Below are 14,271 nucleotides of genomic sequence, written 5' to 3'. Positions count from 1 at the left end.
CCACCTAATTTCCATGGTTAAGAGTTGTTAATAAATTTTTTTGCCCACGCCAACAAGTAAACAAGATTACTATGGTTTCTAATAACAAAAAGACCAACATAATTGGGATATTACTTAACCCATGTCCGATTTGCAAAACAATTATCATCACAAGCAAGTCGAGTAATAAATTCCCTAAAAGAAACATATTAATAAGTTTGAGGTTGCTTCTGCCAAAGATAGCATTAACTGCCATTTTTCGCCGACACCTTTGTAAAAAGCTGCTACTAATAAAGATCTCAATGAAAACTAATTGGATAATAGAAATGATCACTGCAATAATTAAAACACTAAATTTTTGTTTTGTTTGCGTCTTATAATCGCTTAATTGCACTTTTTGATTAGAAATACCAACAACATTATTAGTCAAACCCAAGCGTTTAACACTTTTCCGTAATTTAGTTAAATCGGTAAACCGAAGTAACCCTTGACTAGCAGTAGCCAAGTAGAAGTTATCTGATAGTAATTCATCATTGACCACAACCAATATCGGATCAACTGAAACCGTATCTTGCATGATTGCCAAAAGTTGATAATTATAGATAATTTGCTTGCTCTTAATCGGCACGACCTTTAACTTAATCGCTCCGTGGACTGAATAGTAATTAGGCAAACTACGTTGAAACTTAATAAAATCACGTAACTGCTTTTTAAATTTTGCCAATTGAAACATGCGATCTTCTGGTACTAGTAACACCACATTATTTTTAGATAATTTAGGTAAAACATAATTAGTATTATTAGCCAGTTTAATTGGATTCTTCTTTAAATAAGTTGAATTGACATACATTAGATTGCCATAGTCAGGATCTATGTCATGAATTTTAGGCTGCAAATTTTGTGAATTTCTAGCAAGAATTGCCTCATTCTCAATTGCCAATCTATGAACTGCCTTGCCAACTTCATTTGTTTCTTTAACATTTGGCGCATCTGGATCTTCATCATCCCAAAAGAGACTTAAGTCATAATTTGTTTGTTGATTATTCCATAACTTAATAGCTGTTTGGTCCATTTGATAATCCTTAACGCCATTAACTAAAGCTACGGTATTTACAGTTAATAAAATCATAATTACTATTTTTAATAAGTATCCAATTACTAACAATTGCTTAGTATTAGTTTGTCCCTTAATAGCCGCATAAATATCTATTAACTTTAAGGTTAAGTATGATATTAAATCCAGCACCAAAAAGATAATGGTTAAGCTAAAAGTAATTGCTACCATATATAACATGAACAGACTTATTCCTGAAGCCGTCAACTGCCAAATACTCCAGAAAAAAGTTAATGCAATTAGCACTAGATCGATTACTCCCAGTGGTAAAAGTTCTTTTAACAAGTCATGCCTAATAATTTGCCAATTGCTATAACCATTAATCTTCATTACAGCAAAAGCCTTAAATCGATAAATCTTCTCAAGCAACATCACAATTAACAAGATGCCTAGTAGACTAATAAAGGCAAAAATTATCGCTTCTGAGAAACTGCCAGTGACCATCATAAATAACCGCTTAGGCGTCAAAGCAGTATCTGCAGCCATTATTTTTAGACCCAATTTTTTGAATTTGCTAAATAATTTTTCTAAAGTTGCTCCGCGAGCAGAAGTATAATAATAACCAATCACGGCTTCTAGCTGCAATGCCTGCTTATCTAGTTTTTTGGTTTGCTCACTCCGGTAAAAAGAACCAGTAGCTCTCTTATCAGAATTAAACTCATAAATTGCTTTACTATTATGACCATTTAAATTATTAAAACGGGCTTTCACTAACGAAATATTCTCATCATTTGCTAGTTTGGTCATCTGAGTGAAGATTTTTCTTTTAGACTGCTTATTATCCCAGGCAACAACCATAATTGAATTGGCTGTATTAGGAATAGAAGCAGTAGCATATGAGTTAAACAACAATGCGAAAATACCAACCATAGCAGTTGTTAATGCTGCAAATAATAGCAATTTGATTTTTTTAAGCATTATAACCTCACAGGTGTTTACAATAAAACCTCACGATTTATTGTAAACCGTGAGGTTTACAAAAGAATTAAAATCCAACTTTATTTAACATCATAATACATGGAATTCCTAAAATCAGGGAAAGCTTTTTTAGCTGAAGCCTTAGCCCATTTACCTTTCTTAGTCCAGCCACTAGTAATATACACATCACCCGCTTTAACGGAAGCCTTATGAGTCTTAGTCTTATGATAGTAGTAGGACCATACGTATGTACTTCCAACGTCATATTTCCATGTTCCACCACTAGCAGAACTTGTTGTACGAGCAAGAAGTAAAGGGCTATCCCCACTAACCATATGCGTTTCTGCAACCGAATCATTTTCCGAAGCAGCAAATGCTGGAACAGCAGTCATGCCAATTGTAGCAACCGTTGCTAGACTAACAGCAATTTTCTTTAAGCTTTTCATTTTAATTATCTCCTTCTTCTAAACTACTTTCACAGTTATTTTTATACCACCATGTACAAAATTTAAGTAATCCGCTCATGATTATTCTCCGAACTAAAAAATAAATAACTTTTTGAACACATTTAATGCATTAATTAATGTTCAAAATTATAATATCGTATTTTTACTAGCTTGTCCCGTGCAATTTTTGCACACCACTTATATTTTATACTTTGGACAATTACTACATTGCAAATTAATGAATTGTGCATTACACTTAGCTCATAAGAATAGAGGAGTAAAATTATGATTATTTTAGAATTCGGAGAAGCATTTCGTAAAATACGTTTAGGGCGTGGAATCAGCCAAGAAGACTTAGCTAAAGACTTATTTAGTCGTGAAACTATTTCAAAGATTGAATCTGGTAAAATTTATTGTCCTCGAGCCAATTATGACGTCTTACTTGAGCGTTTAGGTGTTAGCGATCTGGAATTCAAATATATTCAGGCAAACTATTCATTTACTCCAAAAGAAAAAATTCTTTATCAGCTACTTGACATTAGCCATAGCACCGAAACTAATAAAATTGAGCAACTTCTAAAAAAATGTTCAAAGATTGAAAATGATTCGGACATTGAACGAATTTCTCTAATTTTACAAGCAGACTTAATAATAAGTAAAGATCATGACATTGAAAAAGCCAAGAAACTAGTTCAGCCCATTTGGTATAATCATTTACAAAAGTTTAAGCTTCTAACTATCAATGATATTTACATTCTTAACATGATTGCCTATGCCTTTGACAATGTGACCAACCAAGAAATAATTTCTAAAGTTCTTGATGAGATTGACAAACACTATCCCTTTCTTAAATCATTAAAATGCAGTGTCTTAATCAATTCGGCTAGCTTATACTTAGATAATCATAATTTTGCAGCTGCCAAGACTAGCTTAACTAAGGCTGCAGCAATTGCTAAGGCTAACCATCAATATGACAAATTACTACTCTGTCAAGCCGAAATTGCAATTTGCAATCATGACATTTTACATGCTAATCATTATGCCAAGTTACTTGAAGAGATTGGCGCAGATCATATTGCTCCAGCTCTAAAATCAGAAATTGAATCTTTTTCGTAAATATTTGTACTTAATAAGATACACATGCTATAATTTATTTGAGGTGATATACATGCCAGCAGATATTAGGGCTGTTAGTACAAAAGAGTTAAGACAAAATTTTAAAAAATATGCAGATGATATTACTAATTTTGGTGAAACTGTGATTGTTACTCGTCCAGAAAACAAAAATGTGGTTGTTATTTCAGAAAGTGAATATAATTCTTGGCAAGAAACTAATTATTTACTTGCTTCTCAAAAGAACCGTAATGCGCTGCAGAACTCCATTAACCAGCTTGACAAGCCTGATTCAAAAAGTCACTTATTGACACCGATAGAATTTGAGCAGCTAGCAAATGACTAAGTTAAACATTCTATTTACCGAAGCTGCTTGGCAAGAATATATAGAATGGAAAAAAATCGATAAGGCGTTAGTCAAAAAGATTGATCAACTGATTATGGACACAATTCGGCATCCTTTTACTGGTATTGGCAAACCAGAGCCACTACAACATGAACTAAGTGGATTTTGGTCAAGAAAAATTAACAGTGAACACCGAAGTTACTAAAAGCCAAATTGAAATTATTCAGTTGAAATATCATCATCAAAAATAACCAGTTATTATCAAAAGAATAACTGGTTATTTTTTATCTAAACGGATATATGCAAACATTTACTTCTGTTGCAAAATGGCATTAGTCAATAAAGCTGAGAAATTTAGCTTTTGCTTTTTAGCCTTGCGGTCAGCCCATTGCGGAATAGTCAAAGTTTTCTTGACTAGTTTATCATTATTCAAATATTTAGAAACATTGGTTTTAATCAAAGTTACAAAGGCATTTTCCGGTACCTTTACTTCATTAATGTTGGAGGGTGGGTTCACCGAATCGGCATTTTCAATATAATCTGCCAAAGTCAGTCCTAGCGCTTCTTCAGCCATAGCAATACCATATGAAATATCGTCGGTGTTAATTCCTGTAAATGCTCCTTGAATATCCGGAAATTCTATCAAATATCCGCCCTTAGCTTCTGGAGTAAAGACAGCAGGATAGACCAAAAATAGATCATTAGTTTTACTCATTTTATTCACCTCTTTAAAAAAACGCAAAGTGATAATTTATCAACTTTGCGTAACTAGTTAATGTCTGGTTAGCCCAGCCTCTTTAAGGATTTTACGTTCAAGTCCATTAGGCATATAAAAAGACCCTTTAACAGGGTCTTTTTTAAAATATTAAAATTAATCTTGATAATTAACTAATGCCAAGAATGAGTCAGGCTTCAAGCTTGCCCCACCAACTAAACCACCATCGATGTTTGGCTTAGCCATTAATTCTTTAACGTTACTTGGGTTAACTGAACCGCCGTATTGAATACGAACATTTTCAGCAGTTTCTTCATTATATAAGTCTTTAACCGTTTCACGAATTGTCTTACACATTTCTTCAGCTTGATCAGAACTGGCGGTTTTACCAGTACCAATTGCCCAGATTGGTTCATAGGCAATAACCAATTGCGAAACTTGATCAGCAGACAATTCTTTTAAGGCAGCCTTGATCTGACCAACAACCCATTCAGCTTGTTGATTAGCTTCCCGCTTTTCAAGAGATTCACCACAACACAGAATTGGCGTAATGTGGTTAGCAAATAAAGCTTTAGCTTTTTTGTTAATATCTGCATCAGTTTCGTGGAAATATTCACGACGTTCTGAGTGACCGATCACACAGTAATCCATGCCCATTTCAGCTAAAACTTTTGGTGAAGTTTCACCAGTAAAAGCACCTTCATCTTCAAAGTAGGCATTTTCAGCACCGACTTTCAAGTTTGAGCCTTTAGCAGCACTTGCCAAAGCGTCAAGGTCAACAGCTGGAGCACAGATCAATGCTTCAACTTTGTTTGAATCTGGTAATTGATCTTTAACTCCTGCTACAAATTCAGTTGTTTGGGCTGGATTCATGTGCAGTTTCCAGTTACCAGCAATAATTGGTGTACGCATATATTTAGATCCTTTCTTAATTACTTTTCTGAAATGCAGACAATTCCTGGCAAGTCCTTACCTTCAAGGTATTGTAAGGAAGCACCACCACCAGTTGAAATGTGGGAAATCTTCGGTGCAATACCTAATTGCTTAGCAGCAGCAGTCGAGTCACCACCACCAATAATGGTAGTAGCATTTTCTAAATCTGCTAATGACTTACCAACTTCTAAAGTTCCTTTAGCAAAATTAGGCATCTCAAAAGCACCCATTGGTCCATTCCAAACAACTGTCTTAGCAGATTTCAAAATTTCCTTGAACTTTTCAACGGTCTTTGGACCAATATCTAAGCCCATCATGTTGTCAGGGATGTCATCGCCAACAACTTCACGAGAAGCATCATTTGAAAATTCAGTCGCAGCCAAGTTGTCAACTGGCAAAACGATTTTACCATCAGCATCTTTCAAAAGTTGTTTAGCTAACTCAACTTTGTCTGGTTCAAATAATGATTTACCAATATCATGACCTTGAGCAGCTAAGAATGTATATGCCATTCCCCCACCAATTAAGATGTGGTCTGATTTAGGAATCAAGTTATTGATAACATCAATCTTGTCAGAAACCTTGGCACCACCCAAAATGGTTACAAATGGATGTTCTGGATTAGCAACAGCGTCACCTAAGAATTTAATTTCTTTTTCCATTAAGTAACCAGCTGCAGCAGGCTTGCCAGCCTTCTTCATCGCTTCAGCAATACCAACGTTAGAAGCATGGCTTCTGTGCGCAGTCCCAAAGGCATCGTTAACATAAATATCACCAAGACTAGCCCAGTATTCACCTAAAGTTGGGTCATTCTTACTTTCACGTTTACCAAAATCATTATCAATATCTTGGAAACGAGTATTTTCAAGAACAATTATATCACCGTCATGCATCTCATCGATAGCACTTTCAACTGATTTACCCTCATTTTCAGGTACAAATGTTACCGGTCTATCCAAGAGTTCACTTAAACGAGCAGCAACTGGTTTAAGTGACAATTCTTTTTTATCATCATCCGACTTAATACGTCCCAAGTGGCTAAGCAAAATCGCCTTGCCGCCATTTTCAATAATGTATTTAATAGTTGGTAATGCAGCAACGATCCGGTTATCGTCACCAATCACACCATCTTTAATTGGCACATTGAAGTCAACCCGAACCAAAACTTTTTTATCTTTTACATCGAGATCTGAAATAGTTAATTTAGCCATCTATAATCCTCCGATAACTCAATTATTTTTGCTTTCAAAAAAAGGCGGAAGGAAGAATTTCCCTCCGCCTTCTCTTTTACTACTTAAGTTTAATCAACTAATGATTAAAGAGTAGCAAATTTCAACAAAGTACGAACCATTTGGCAAGTGAATGAGTATTCATTGTCATACCAAGCAACAGTCTTAACTAATTGGTTGTCACCAGCAGTAGTTACCATTGTTTGAGTTGGGTCATAGATTGAACCAGCAGTCATGCCAACAACATCGCTTGAAACGATTTCGTCATCGTTGTAAGCAAATGAAGGACTTTCATACTTCTTAACTGCTGAGTTAACTTCATCAGCAGTAACTTTCTTGTCAAGAATTGAAACTAATTCAGTCAATGAACCATCAGTAACTGGAACACGTTGTGCGTGACCGTTAACCTTACCATTCAATTCTGGAACAACAAGACCAATAGCCTTAGCAGCACCAGTTGAGTGAGGAATGATGTTAGCAGCTGCGGCACGAGCGGCACGCTTGTTACCACCACGAACTGGACCATCTAGCAACATTTGAGTTGAAGTATAAGCATGGATAGTAGTCATAGTAGCTACCTTAATGCCGAATTCTTTTTGCAAAGCATCAACCATTGGAGCTAATGAGTTAGTAGTACATGAACCAGCTGAAACAATCTTATCGCTTGAGTCTAAAGTATCATCATTTACTGAGTAAACAATAGTCTTCAAGTCGTTACCAGCAGGAGCTGAAATCAAGACTCTCTTGGCACCAGCGTCAAGGTGAGCTTGTGACTTAGCCTTGCTAGTGTAGAAACCAGTACATTCAAGAACGAAATCAACACCATCATTCTTAACCCATGGAATGTTTTGAGCTTGAGGTTCTGCGTAAACACGGTATTTCTTACCATCAACAACGATTGAATCTTCAGTAGCTGAAACTTCGTGGTTGAAAGTACCATGAGTTGAGTCATATTTTAATAAGTGTGCTAAAAGAGCTGGAGTAGTCAAGTCGTTAATAGCAACAACTTCGATATCCTTTGACTTTTCGCCTAAATCCATGATCCGACGAAATGCTAAACGACCAATACGGCCGAAACCGTTAATACCAATTTTAACTGTCATATTCTAAAGTCCTCCTTAAGAACTATATAAGAAATATAAATTAATTTATTTTAAATGAGAATTATTTCTCCTTTAAAATCTTATCTGAGGCTCCTTCATCAGTAATTAACCAGGTTTGATGAGGAGCATTGGGCATATAAGCCTTGATTGCGTTAGCCTTGCGACCTCCACAAGCAAAAGCGAATATGTGAGGTATTTTATTGAGATTCTCGAACTGCAAGCCAACCTGTTGCACGCGATCGACAATCTTACCATTGCCATCGAAGAAACACCCAAAACATTCGGTGACCACCTTTTTCTCGCGTAACTCGGATAAGCGAATTGAATCGTATCCGCGCCGTTTTGCCATATCATGAGCAAGACCAATTCCATGAATTACTACATCACTTTGCGAAATGTCTTCTAAGACATCTGCAACTGTTGCTTCACGAATTAGCGATTTATAGGCTTCTTTAGAAACTTGTTCCGGCAAATATAATGTTTTATATTCACCGCCAGTCTTAGCAGCCATTGCTTGAACGATCGTGTTGCTTTGAATCGCGACATTCTCGCCCAAGGCACCACGACCTGGAACAAACACTAACTGTCGATTATTTCCCAGACTCTTAGATAAATAACCAGCTGCCTTTGACAAAGCAACTCCACCTAAAACGGTGATAATTGATTGCCCTAATGGCAATAACAAGTCTAAGGCTGAGCTAAGTTCTGTACCCATCCGTTCATAAACGCGCTCTTGCAAGTCACTATCGCCAGGAACAATAATTGTTCGCTCAATCCCAAGTTTACGTGCCAGTTCAATTTCACTCTTGCGAGCATTAACTAGCCGATCAATCAGAGGAGCCGCATCTTGCAAGGTTTCTTGTCCTTTTTCAGTCATGAACATTCCAAAACTCTTAACCTCAATCAGACCTAACTTGCTGAGATAATCAGTTTCGGTTCGAACATTTCTCTCCGATAACCCTAACGCTTGAGCCACACTTCTGCGGCCAACTGGTGCGTTCAGTGAAATCTGTTCGAGAATTGAAATCCTTTGACGAAAAACCTTTAAGATATCGGGAACGAGAGCCTCGAGCACTGGAAATTCCGAGTACATACCTTCTCTCCTTTTTATCTTGGGACAATTATGACCCATCATTTGTCACTTATTGTCCCAGAATGTCCAAAAATATAAGAGTCATGCTGATTTACAAATATCTTAAATCATACATTCCTCCATCGACATTTATAGTATAGCAGTGCTTTTGTGAAAATTCAAGCAAAAACATCCATTTATACTATTGGTTGTGATTAATAAGCGATAATGTCTTAAGTGTTATTAAGCAATAATGTCCCAAATTTTTATGTCATAATCTCCTTATTGGAGGTTATGGTCAAATTGAAAAGGATTGGATTAAATATGAACGCTGAAAGAAAATATCTTGTAATTAAAGAGTTACTTGATCATCACGGCAATAAGCATCGCGCTGCACTGACCTTAGGCATTACTGTTAGACAGGTTAACCGACTACTTAAAAAATATCAGGAACAAGGAAAAGCGGCCTTCGTTCATGGGAACAAAGACCGCCATCCTGTTAACTCTCTCTCTACAAAGATTAACAAGCAAATTGTAACTCTTTATCAACAGAAATATCAAGGCTGTAACTTTAAGCACTACACCGAACTATTAGCTACTCGTGAACAAATTAAGGTCTCTTACACTTTGGTTTATAATTTGCTTACCGCTGCTGATATCTACCCGCCTAAAACTTGGCGTAGAACTCGTAAACGGTTAGCTAAGCAGCGATATCGGGCTAAACACCCTCATGCTCAATCACAACAACTTGATGATGCTGTTAAGCATCTCGTTGCCTTAGAAGATGCTCACCCACGCCAAGCACGTTGTAAATACTTTGGCGAAGAAATCCAAATGGATGCTTCTGACATTATTTGGTTCGGTACTAAAAAGGCTTCCTTGCATCTGGCAATCGATAATGCCACTGGCAACCTCGTTGGCGCTTATTTTGATTGGCAAGAGACTTTAAACGGTTATTATCATGTTTTTGAACAAATTTTGAGGAATTATGGTATTCCTTACTGCTTCAAAACAGATAACCGCACCGTCTTTAACTATGAAACTGCCAAAACCAAGCTTGAACATAAAGACGTCTTAACGCAATTCGGTTATGCTTGTAAAACCTTGGGCACTAATCTGGTAACCACTAGTGTTTCGCAGGCCAAAGGTATGGTTGAACGTGCTAACCAAACTGTTCAAAGTCGTCTAAAGATGGAACTGCGCTTAGCAGGTATTAACTCACTGGCTGGTGCTAATCAATACCTCACAGAAACCTTCGTACCTGCTTTTAACCAGCTCTTTGGTCAAGATTATCACCAGTTTCCAACTGTCTTTGAAACAGCCCCTACACCTGAAAAAATTAACACTACCTTGGCAGTATTTTGATAGTGGTGCCACAATTGCTTTTAAAAATAAGCACTATCAGGCCTTTGATACTGCTGGTAAATTGATCTGCTTTGGAAAAGGAACCAAAGGATTAGTCATCCAGGCTTTAGATGGACAGCTATTTATCGCAGTTGATGAGCAAGTTTATGCTTTAACACAGGTAAATAAGCATGTCACAGTATCAACAGAGATTGACTTGGCAGCTAAACCTGAAAAGCCTAAAAAGAAGTACATTCCACCAATGAGCCATCCGTGGAAACAAGCTTCATTTCTGGCTCAACAAAAACGAGCACATGAAAAGCATAAATACGTATAAAAATAGCGGGAAAAATTCCCGCTAATGTTTAACTATTTTTGGGACATATTCCCTTATTATTGACAGCAAAAACATCCATTTATACTATTGGTAAAACTCATACAGTATTATTAGCTTGCTAAGGCTTAAATCCAACATTGATCTTGCTATTTTTGAGAAGAGATTCGGGAAGGCTAACATAATGAAATTGATAAGTTGGAGCAGGCATATTCTTAACAGTAGTTAGCCTGAAACTGAAATATGAGTAGTCATCATCTTGGTTGTCGGAAGTGATATTCAAGAAAAAACTAGGATACTGACTTGCAAAATTATAGTTATTCTCATCATTAGCTTGCAAAGCGAAATCAACTGGTCGCCAAGCAAGCCCTAGATTACCATATTTAATTCCACCCTCGGTCGACATGTCCGTGGCTTGAAAGCCAAATATGTCAGCTTTTATCTGCTCATAAATTATTTTCTTTAAAGTCGTCATTGAGATTTGATCCATACCAGTTGCACCACGTCCAAGTACAGCATCAACAGACCCATCAGTTAAATTAAGACCGTTAGCCTTACCTGCTTCGATAATAAAATCTGGATCGTCATCATATAAGTCTTTGTTGCCTGCATTATATCTAGCAGCAATATCATCAGCCAACTTTTCAGTCCCCATACTTGTAAGCCATGGTTTCAATTTCAGTTGACTTCTAGCGTCATTAATCAATCTTAAGACATATTCATTCAGTATTGTTTGCTCCTTAACAGTTAGTTTTCCCGGGTTAACGATTAACTTCTCATCAGCTGGACTTTCAGCTGCAACAGTTCTGTTAAAATCATTTTCTTTCACACCCTTTTTCAAAGCCTGAAAAAATTCAGCGTTAAACTTACCATCATTACGCATAGCCTCCCGGATGTTCTCAGTAGTATAGCCTTTAGGTAAAGTTATCGTTGCTAGTTCATAATGTGTTTTCGTATATTGCTTGGCTAATTTTTTGCTTTTAAAGTAGTTCTGAGTAAAATCAGCATTATTTAAATTTGTAACCAGTAATACAGGATGACCTTCATACTTATCAGCGCGATAAGCATTTCTCTGTTTTTTACCTTCTTTGGTAGCAATATACTTATTTTCAGTTTCTTCATAAACTGCATCTTCTATCTTTTCGTTAGTAGTGCTAATGAAGTGATGCTTACCCTGTGACTTTTTAACTTTTTTATTTAAAGTAAAGTAAGTACCATTCTTCAACGAAACCTTATTTTTAGTTATCGCAATTTTATCTAATTTATCATCAACATAGCTATACCAACTACCACGCATTTTTTTAGGAAAAGCTGTTAGTTTTTTTGACCTAACTTTTTTAACAGTAACGTTGGGCTTACTATTTGCTTTAGCATAGATTGATACGCATGAATTTATTCCTACAATACTAGCAACGATTGTTCCCAATAGTAGCAGTTTTCTAAATTTGTTTTTCATAATTCACCTCTTAATAAATTCTTTTTGATATAATCAAGTTAAATAATCAAACTATCGTTATCGCTAATTATATAAACTTTAAGTAACAAATTGCTTAAAATCTGCTAAGCTTTAATATATATTAAATGTTAGGAGTAATATGGATAATCTTAAGTCAATAACTACAATTAATGAGACCATGTATTTAGAAAATACAGGGGTATTAAAAACAGTGCGTAGACGGCAAAACGATAATACCGGTTTTACCAACGTAGATGATATTAATTGGGATAGTTTATAGGTAAGCATAATAAAAATTCAATCAGCCGAAAATCCATTTTGCTTAACTAGCATGACTTCAGCCAAAATTACCATAAAAAATTTTACTTTCGCTAAATTTCTGTTATACTTATTAATGTTCTAATTGGGTCCTTAGTGTAATGGATCGCACGTAAGATTCCGGTTCTTAAAATCTGAGTTCGACTCTCAGGGGACCCATAATAACTAAAAAAGCAACTTCAGGCTTGAAGCTGCTTTTTTGATTATTTAGTTTTACCGACTGTTAATTCGCCGCGTTGTGCAAATTCAACGTAAAGTTTACTGCTAGATACTGACAAGCCCTCAATTTCACGCTTAGTCTTTAAATGGTGTTTACCTTGATAAGTACCATCTGTTTTAACCCTGAAGAGATAATCATTAAATCCAATATAAAATTGCTGATGCTTAGGATCATAAGTAAAGCCTTGAACAGGTGAACCATTACTGATAAAGTCACTTTGCGTTGCACCAATTTCTTCTGGTGTCCACGTATCTCCGCTGCGTGTCACTTTCCAATATTCATAGCGATGATTGCTGCCATTATGGAATAGACAATACATCGTGTTGTCACCGGAAAAGGTCGCGTTATGAATATAGCGCGGCGAACTGCCATTAGCAATCTTAAATGACCAAATCTGATTAATCTGCATATCAGATTTTCGAATTTGCAAGATTTCTTCTGCCTTATCCGAATTTTTAGCACTATTATCATTAGCTAACACATAGAAGTACTTGCTAGACGAACTTAATGATTGACCATGTCCGAGCTTAATGTATGGGCTAACCTTGATATGTGATGCATATTTCCTAAAAGTTGACCACTTAAGTCCCGGCAAATCCTGTGCTTTGTACTTATTAAGCTTGCTTAAATCATAAGACACCAAATGGCCGTACTGATCACTGCTCTTATTGAAGAGGGCCACTGTGAAATCGTGACCGCGAAAGGTAATCCCTTCAGGAATCACCCCAACTTGACCCATCTTGTCTCCTGCCTTGTGGTAATCAAGACTAACAAACCGTGGCTGGAAAAATTTGGTCTTGAGCGTTAAACCGTTGGCCTTAAAGGTATTTGATTTATTCTCAATGGTATAATTATGCTTAGCATTCCAATTTCTAGATGAAGACTTCGAACTGCCTTTCCAAGTTGACACCGCCTTAGGACCATTCTTAGGGATTTGGGATGCGCTAGCTACACCCTCTTTTGGATCAGAGCGAACTGTAACTTTAACACTAGCTTTGGCTTTGCCATAACTATAATTGACCGTAGTTGTACCTGGCTTGTTTGAGCTAACTTTAGTAACCGACGTTTTGACCTTACTGGTATCAACCGCTGTTCCCTTGCTATCAGCTACATAGCTAATCGCGTCTTTAGGATTGAAACTAAAATTGCCATTATTGACCAGGCTAACCTTCTTAGCAACGGAAATTTTATTACGTGTAAAAAAGTTTTGCTTAACCCAACCAACGTTGCGACCATCAACAATGATTTGCCAATAAGTACCTTTGTTAGTTTTCACCGACTTTTTGGATTGAATTTGTGCATGCTTAAAATACTTAGTTGAAGTAAATTTGCCTGACGGCCCCTTCTTAGTCGCGTGATGGTAAATGGCGTAATTCTTATTGCCAGCTACCTTGGTAATTGCCTTACTATACGTCTTAGCGCTAGCTTGCTGACTTTGTCCGCCAACGCCAAGGATCACCATTAAAGTAGCAATTGCTACTTTAGTTTTAATTGCTTTGTTCATATTCTCCCACTTTCTAAAAAATATAAATATAGTTTTACATAATTATCAGCAATAAGCAATAGTTGCTACTGTTATATAATCTGGTTAAAAAATCCGATTTTTTTGCTTTTCATTTTTTGATTTCGCT

Annotated in this window: 14 protein-coding genes and 1 pseudogene; 6 read left to right on the top strand and 9 right to left on the bottom strand. The window is 36.4% G+C overall.

The annotated features are described in order from the left end of the window. Nucleotides 1–4: 4 nt before the first annotated feature. Nucleotides 5–2,011: a hypothetical protein gene (locus OZX59_RS00695; RefSeq protein ID WP_277126230.1), complete on the bottom strand. Its 2,007-nt coding sequence runs from the start codon at nt 2,009–2,011 to the stop codon at nt 5–7. An 80-nt stretch (nt 2,012–2,091) separates the two neighbouring features. Continuing rightward, nucleotides 2,092–2,457 carry a lactococcin 972 family bacteriocin gene (locus OZX59_RS00690; RefSeq protein WP_277126229.1) on the bottom strand — a complete coding sequence of 122 codons (366 nt, stop codon included), beginning with the start codon at nt 2,455–2,457 and terminating at the stop codon, nt 2,092–2,094. A 285-nt stretch (nt 2,458–2,742) separates the two neighbouring features. Here OZX59_RS00690 and OZX59_RS00685 point away from each other — a divergent pair, with 285 nt between their 5' ends. The 3 genes and pseudogenes from OZX59_RS00685 to OZX59_RS00675 all read left to right on the top strand — a co-directional run bounded on the left by OZX59_RS00685 (nt 2,743) and on the right by OZX59_RS00675 (nt 4,167). Then, nucleotides 2,743–3,573 carry a helix-turn-helix transcriptional regulator gene (locus OZX59_RS00685; protein ID WP_277126228.1) on the top strand — a complete coding sequence of 277 codons (831 nt, stop codon included), beginning with the start codon at nt 2,743–2,745 and terminating at the stop codon, nt 3,571–3,573. A 52-nt stretch (nt 3,574–3,625) separates the two neighbouring features. Continuing rightward, a complete protein-coding gene (locus OZX59_RS00680) occupies nt 3,626–3,916 on the top strand; it encodes a type II toxin-antitoxin system Phd/YefM family antitoxin (RefSeq protein ID WP_277126227.1) in 291 nt (96 codons plus the stop codon). Next, nucleotides 3,909–4,167 (top strand): annotated as a pseudogene (locus tag OZX59_RS00675) (Txe/YoeB family addiction module toxin). The gene OZX59_RS00680 and the pseudogene OZX59_RS00675 overlap by 8 nt, the downstream one beginning before the upstream one ends. A 59-nt stretch (nt 4,168–4,226) precedes the next feature. On the opposite strand, the gene OZX59_RS00670 reads toward OZX59_RS00675, so the two are convergent. From OZX59_RS00670 to OZX59_RS00650, 5 genes are all read right to left on the bottom strand, one after another. Beyond that, complete coding sequence (locus OZX59_RS00670) at nt 4,227–4,631, bottom strand: type II toxin-antitoxin system HicB family antitoxin (protein ID WP_277126226.1); 405 nt, start codon at nt 4,629–4,631, stop codon at nt 4,227–4,229. 156 nt (nt 4,632–4,787) lie between these two features. After that, the gene (gene tpiA / locus OZX59_RS00665; protein ID WP_277126225.1) at nt 4,788–5,543 is read right to left on the bottom strand and encodes a triose-phosphate isomerase; all 756 of its coding nucleotides are present in this window, start codon (nt 5,541–5,543) and stop codon (nt 4,788–4,790) included. Nucleotides 5,544–5,563: 20 nt separating this feature from the next. Beyond that, on the bottom strand, nt 5,564–6,775 hold the full coding sequence (locus OZX59_RS00660; RefSeq protein ID WP_277126224.1) for a phosphoglycerate kinase: 1,212 nt from the start codon (nt 6,773–6,775) through the stop codon (nt 5,564–5,566). A gap of 104 nt (nt 6,776–6,879) precedes the next feature. After that, nucleotides 6,880–7,896, bottom strand: coding sequence for a type I glyceraldehyde-3-phosphate dehydrogenase (gene gap, locus OZX59_RS00655; protein ID WP_277126223.1), 1,017 nt, complete (start codon nt 7,894–7,896; stop codon nt 6,880–6,882). A gap of 61 nt (nt 7,897–7,957) precedes the next feature. Beyond that, complete coding sequence (locus OZX59_RS00650) at nt 7,958–8,989, bottom strand: sugar-binding domain-containing protein (protein ID WP_277126222.1); 1,032 nt, start codon at nt 8,987–8,989, stop codon at nt 7,958–7,960. Between the two features lie 282 nt (nt 8,990–9,271). On the opposite strand from OZX59_RS00650, the gene OZX59_RS00645 reads away from it, so the two are divergent. Both OZX59_RS00645 and OZX59_RS00640 read left to right on the top strand, forming a co-directional pair. Continuing rightward, nucleotides 9,272–10,333 (top strand): ISNCY family transposase, encoded by a 1,062-nt coding sequence (locus OZX59_RS00645; protein ID WP_277126221.1) that lies wholly within the window; start codon nt 9,272–9,274, stop codon nt 10,331–10,333. Further along, nucleotides 10,281–10,649, top strand: coding sequence for a hypothetical protein (locus OZX59_RS00640; protein WP_277126220.1), 369 nt, complete (start codon nt 10,281–10,283; stop codon nt 10,647–10,649). Before OZX59_RS00645 ends, OZX59_RS00640 begins: the two co-directional genes overlap by 53 nt. A 118-nt stretch (nt 10,650–10,767) precedes the next feature. On the opposite strand, the gene OZX59_RS00635 is transcribed toward OZX59_RS00640, so the two are convergent. Beyond that, nucleotides 10,768–12,102 (bottom strand): hypothetical protein, encoded by a 1,335-nt coding sequence (locus tag OZX59_RS00635; protein WP_277126219.1) that lies wholly within the window; start codon nt 12,100–12,102, stop codon nt 10,768–10,770. 139 nt (nt 12,103–12,241) lie between these two features. Between OZX59_RS00635 and OZX59_RS00630 the strand changes: the two genes are divergently transcribed. Further along, entirely contained in the window at nt 12,242–12,382 is a 141-nt protein-coding gene (locus OZX59_RS00630; RefSeq protein WP_277126218.1) for a hypothetical protein, read from the top strand. A gap of 241 nt (nt 12,383–12,623) precedes the next feature. Here the strand turns inward: OZX59_RS00630 and OZX59_RS00625 are convergent, their stop codons facing one another. Next, a complete protein-coding gene (locus tag OZX59_RS00625) occupies nt 12,624–14,144 on the bottom strand; it encodes an SH3-like domain-containing protein (RefSeq protein WP_277126217.1) in 1,521 nt (506 codons plus the stop codon). Nucleotides 14,145–14,271 lie beyond the last annotated feature (127 nt).

Origin of the sequence: Lactobacillus sp. ESL0681 (genome assembly GCF_029392835.1) — a bacterium.
Lineage (GTDB): Bacteria > Bacillota > Bacilli > Lactobacillales > Lactobacillaceae > Lactobacillus.
Note: the sequence above shows the minus strand (reverse complement) of the source record. Positions and strands in the feature narration are given on the sequence as shown.

Bases quoted from the DNA above. Each gene is read 5' to 3' on its own strand.
- OZX59_RS00695 (WP_277126230.1), bottom strand. From the start codon at position 2,011: ATGCTTAAAAAAATCAAATTGCTATTATTTGCAGCATTAACAACTGCT.
- OZX59_RS00690 (WP_277126229.1), bottom strand. From the start codon at position 2,457: ATGAAAAGCTTAAAGAAAATTGCTGTTAGTCTAGCAACGGTTGCTACA.
- OZX59_RS00685 (WP_277126228.1), top strand. From the start codon at position 2,743: ATGATTATTTTAGAATTCGGAGAAGCATTTCGTAAAATACGTTTAGGG.
- OZX59_RS00680 (WP_277126227.1), top strand. From the start codon at position 3,626: ATGCCAGCAGATATTAGGGCTGTTAGTACAAAAGAGTTAAGACAAAAT.
- OZX59_RS00670 (WP_277126226.1), bottom strand. From the start codon at position 4,631: ATGAGTAAAACTAATGATCTATTTTTGGTCTATCCTGCTGTCTTTACT.
- tpiA (WP_277126225.1), bottom strand. From the start codon at position 5,543: ATGCGTACACCAATTATTGCTGGTAACTGGAAACTGCACATGAATCCA.
- OZX59_RS00660 (WP_277126224.1), bottom strand. From the start codon at position 6,775: ATGGCTAAATTAACTATTTCAGATCTCGATGTAAAAGATAAAAAAGTT.
- gap (WP_277126223.1), bottom strand. From the start codon at position 7,896: ATGACAGTTAAAATTGGTATTAACGGTTTCGGCCGTATTGGTCGTTTA.
- OZX59_RS00650 (WP_277126222.1), bottom strand. From the start codon at position 8,989: ATGTACTCGGAATTTCCAGTGCTCGAGGCTCTCGTTCCCGATATCTTA.
- OZX59_RS00635 (WP_277126219.1), bottom strand. From the start codon at position 12,102: ATGAAAAACAAATTTAGAAAACTGCTACTATTGGGAACAATCGTTGCT.
- OZX59_RS00630 (WP_277126218.1), top strand. From the start codon at position 12,242: ATGGATAATCTTAAGTCAATAACTACAATTAATGAGACCATGTATTTA.
- OZX59_RS00625 (WP_277126217.1), bottom strand. From the start codon at position 14,144: ATGAACAAAGCAATTAAAACTAAAGTAGCAATTGCTACTTTAATGGTG.